Origin of the sequence: Achromobacter sp., assembly GCF_036567245.1 — a bacterium.
Taxonomy (GTDB): domain Bacteria; phylum Pseudomonadota; class Gammaproteobacteria; order Burkholderiales; family Burkholderiaceae_B; genus Achromobacter.
Genome location: NZ_DATCUY010000405.1, coordinates 1 through 3,518, shown reverse-complemented (window position 1 = coordinate 3,518; position 3,518 = coordinate 1). Strand labels below are relative to the sequence as shown.

Here is a 3,518-nt window from a genome sequence, read left to right as displayed (position 1 = left end):
TGGCGGGCTGCGGTGCGCGCGCCTCCTGCGCACGGCGGTAGCGCTTGTCGCCGGCCGCCAGCAGGCCGCCCAGCGCCATCAGGATGCAGCCCGTCCAGATCCAGGTCATGAAGGGCTTGACCTGCAGGCGCACCGTCCAGGCCTTGTCGCCCACAGGGTCGCCCAGCGCCACGAACAGGTCGCGGGTGAAGCCGCTGTCGATGTCGGCCTGGCTCAAGGCCATGTCTTGCACCGTGTAGAGACGTTTTTCCGGATAGAGGGTCAGCACCGGCTTGCCGTCGCGGGTAACCGGGAATACGGCGCGCTGGGCGCTGTAGTTGGGTCCGGCGGCCGGGCCGATGCTGGCGAAGGTGAACGTGTAGCCGCCGGCTTCCTGGGTGGAGCCTATCTCCATCCGCAGCTCCTGCTTGACCTCGTAGCCATTGGCCAGCGTGACCCCGGCGATGAAGATGCCCACGCCCGCGTGCGCCAGCAGCATGCCATACCAGGAGCGCGGCTGGCGGCCCAGCCGGCGCAGCCAGTGGCCGTCGCCGTCCGTCAGGCGCTGCCAGGCATGGACGGCGGCGCTCGCGACCGACCACGCTGCCAGCCACAGCCCCAGCATCACCATGGGCGAACCCAGACGCGCCGGGCCCGGCATGGCCAGCGGCAGCAGCACCGAGGTCGCCACGCTGATGGCGAAGGCGATGCGCAGGCGGCGGCCCAGGTCGGGCAGTTCCGCCTGCTTCCAGCGCGCTACCGGGCCGATGCCCATCAGGAAGATCGCGGGCGTCATCAGCGGCACGAACACGGCTTCGAAATAGGGCGGGCCGATCGATATCTTGCCCCACTCCAGCACGTCCAGCACCACGGGGTAGAGCGTGCCCAACAGCACCGAGCCGGCCGCCACGGTCAGCACCACATTGTTGGACAGCAGCAGGGTCTCGCGCGACAGCAGCGAGAATCCGCCGCCCAATCCCACCTTGGGCGCGCGCCAGGCATAGAGCGCCAGCGATCCACCCACGATTACCAGCATGAAACCCAGGATGTAGAGGCCACGTCCCGGGTCCACCGCGAAGGCATGCACGGAAGTCAGCACGCCCGAGCGCACCAGGAAAGTCCCCAGGATGCTGAGCGAGAAGGTGCAGATCGCCAGCAGCACCGTCCAGCTGCGGAAGGCGCCGCGCCTCTCGGTCACGATCAGCGAATGGATCAGCGCGGTCCCCGCCAGCCAGGGCATGAACGAGGCGTTCTCCACCGGATCCCAGAACCACCAGCCGCCCCAGCCCAGCACGTAATAGGCCCAGGCACTGCCCAGCAAGATGCCTACGGTCAGGAAGGTCCAGGCGGCCAACGTCCAGGGACGCACCCAGCGCGCCCACATGGCATCCAGTTCGCCCGACAGGAGCGCCGCGATGGCGAAGGCGAAGGCCACCGAGAAACCCACGTAGCCCATGTACAGCATCGGCGGATGCACGATCATGCCCGGATCCTGCAATAGCGGATTCAGGTCGCGCCCCGCCATGGCCGGCGGCATCAGGCGTTCGAATGGGTTGGACAGGAACAGCAGGAACAGCAGGAAGCCCACGCTGATCCAGCCCATCACCGCCAGCACGCGGCCGATGAAGGGCAGTGGCAGGCGCCGGCTGCACAGCGCCACGGCCAGGGTCCAGGCCGTCAGCAGGTACAGCCACAGCAGCAGCGATCCTTCATGTCCGCCCCAGACGGCCGCGAAGCGGTAGGCGGCCGGCAGGTCCGCATGCGAATTGGCGGCCACGTACAGCACGGAAAAATCATTGTCCACGAATGCCCAGGCCAGGCAGCCGATGGCCACGGTGGTCAGTCCGAACTGGCCGATCGCGGCGGGTCGCGCCACCCGCAGCCCCGCCTGCCAGCCGGTGGCGGCGCCCACCAGCGGCAGCACGCCTTGCGCCAGCGCCACCAGCAGCGCCAGGATCAAGCTGAACAGGCCGATCTCGGGAATCATTGCGCCTCCGCCCGCATGGTGCCGGCCCCGGCCCCTGCGCCCGCGCGCTTGAGTGCGTCGGCGGCTTCGGGCGGCATGTAGTTCTCGTCGTGCTTGGCCAGCACCTCGGTCGCGCGGAACACGCCGTCCGGTCCCAGCTTGCCCGCTACCACCACGCCCTTGCCCTCGCGGAACAGGTCGGGCAGCAGGCCCTGGTACGTCACCGGCACGGTGTGCGCGGTGTCTGTCACCAGGAAGCGCAGCGTCAGGCCATCGGCCTCGCGGCGCAGCGAACCTTGCTCCACCAGGCCGCCGACGCGGAAGCTGCCGCTGGCCGGCGCTTCCCTGGCCACCACCTGCGTGGGGCTGAAGAAGAACACCAGGTTGGATTGCAGGGCGTTGAGCACCAACGCGGCGGCTGCGGCCAGCAGCCCCAGGCCGCCAACGATGGCCAAGGCACGGCGTTTGCGCGGGCTCATGGCGCTGTCCCGTCCACGCGTCTGGCGGTTTGCTGCGCTGCGCGCCGGGCGCGGCTGCGGCGCCACAACAGCGCGGCTTCCAGGCCGATCAGGGCCAGCGTCACGCCATAGGCGCCCAGCAGGTAGGGGCTGTGGCCCTGCAGCGAGAACAGCGCTTCCCAGCTCATGGCGCCTCCCGCCGCATGCGGCCCGCACGGACGGCGCCCGGTTCGCGTTCGGCGATGATGCCGCGCACGCGCGCCAGCGCCGCCGCCGCGCTGTAGAGCCAGAACGCCGCCACCATCAGCAGCATCGACGTCACCATGATGTGGGCCATGCTGGGCGCGGTGGTGAGATTGATCGAAGCGCCCTGATGCAGGGTGCTCCACCAGCGCACCGAGAAATAAATGATGGGCACGTTGATCACGCCGGCCAGCACCAGGATGGCGCCGCCGCGGTCGGCCCGCTGCGTGTCGTCATCGGCGGCCGCCTGCAAGGCCATGAAGCCCAGGTACAGGAACAGCAGTATCAGTTCGGACGTGAGCCGCGCGTCCCACACCCACCAGGCGCCCCAGGTGGGCTTGCCCCACAGCGCGCCGGTCCACAGGGTCAGAAAGGTGAACAGCGCGCCGGTGGGCGCGAGCGCCCGCATCATCATGAACGACAAGCGGGTATTGAAGATCAGCCCCAGCGCGGCGTACAGCGCCATGACCAGGTACAGGAACATCGACATCCACGCCGCCCCGACGTGGATGAACAGGATGCGATAGACCTCGCCCTGCTGGCTGTCGGTGGGCGCCACCACCAGCCCCACGTACAGGCCCGCGGCCGCGAACAGGGCGGCGCCCAGCGCCAGCCATGGAATCATCCGGCCGGCCAGCGGATAGAAGGCGGCGGGCGAGGCGTATCGCAACCAGCCCGCGCCCGCTGCGGCGGCGGGCGGATAGGCGTCCAGGGCAGGGTGCTTGTGCATGGCGTCCTCAGTCCAGCGCCACGCGCAGCGCCGCCGAGGCGCTCCAGGGGCACAGCAGGATGGCCAGGCACAGGCACGCGCCCAGCAGCGACAATTGCGGCCCGGCGCCCATGCCGGCGTGCGAGGCAGACACCGCGCCCGC

The 3,518-nt window shown here is 69.6% G+C and carries 4 protein-coding genes and 1 pseudogene; all 5 read right to left on the bottom strand.

Annotated elements, in window-relative coordinates; all coding sequences use genetic code 11:
- On the bottom strand, nt 1-1,966 hold a 1,966-nt coding region (locus tag VIR09_RS17190; protein WP_332013970.1), incomplete at its 3' end, for a heme lyase CcmF/NrfE family subunit.
- Nucleotides 1,963-2,424 carry a cytochrome c maturation protein CcmE gene (gene ccmE / locus VIR09_RS17185; RefSeq protein WP_332013969.1) on the bottom strand — a complete coding sequence of 154 codons (462 nt, stop codon included), beginning with the start codon at nt 2,422-2,424 and terminating at the stop codon, nt 1,963-1,965. The genes ccmE and VIR09_RS17190, both read right to left, overlap by 4 nt.
- Complete coding sequence (gene ccmD / locus VIR09_RS17180) at nt 2,421-2,591, bottom strand: heme exporter protein CcmD (RefSeq protein WP_332013968.1); 171 nt, start codon at nt 2,589-2,591, stop codon at nt 2,421-2,423. Before ccmD ends, ccmE begins: the two co-directional genes overlap by 4 nt.
- Entirely contained in the window at nt 2,588-3,376 is a 789-nt protein-coding gene (gene ccmC / locus VIR09_RS17175; protein ID WP_332013967.1) for a heme ABC transporter permease CcmC, read from the bottom strand. The genes ccmD and ccmC overlap by 4 nt, the downstream gene beginning before the upstream one ends.
- Before the next feature lie 7 nt (nt 3,377-3,383).
- Nucleotides 3,384-3,518, bottom strand: a pseudogene (locus tag VIR09_RS17170) (heme exporter protein CcmB); the annotation flags it as partial.

Bases quoted from the DNA above. Each gene is read 5' to 3' on its own strand.
- ccmD (WP_332013968.1), bottom strand. From the start codon at position 2,591: ATGAGCTGGGAAGCGCTGTTCTCGCTGCAGGGCCACAGCCCCTACCTG.
- ccmE (WP_332013969.1), bottom strand. From the start codon at position 2,424: ATGAGCCCGCGCAAACGCCGTGCCTTGGCCATCGTTGGCGGCCTGGGG.
- ccmC (WP_332013967.1), bottom strand. From the start codon at position 3,376: ATGCACAAGCACCCTGCCCTGGACGCCTATCCGCCCGCCGCCGCAGCG.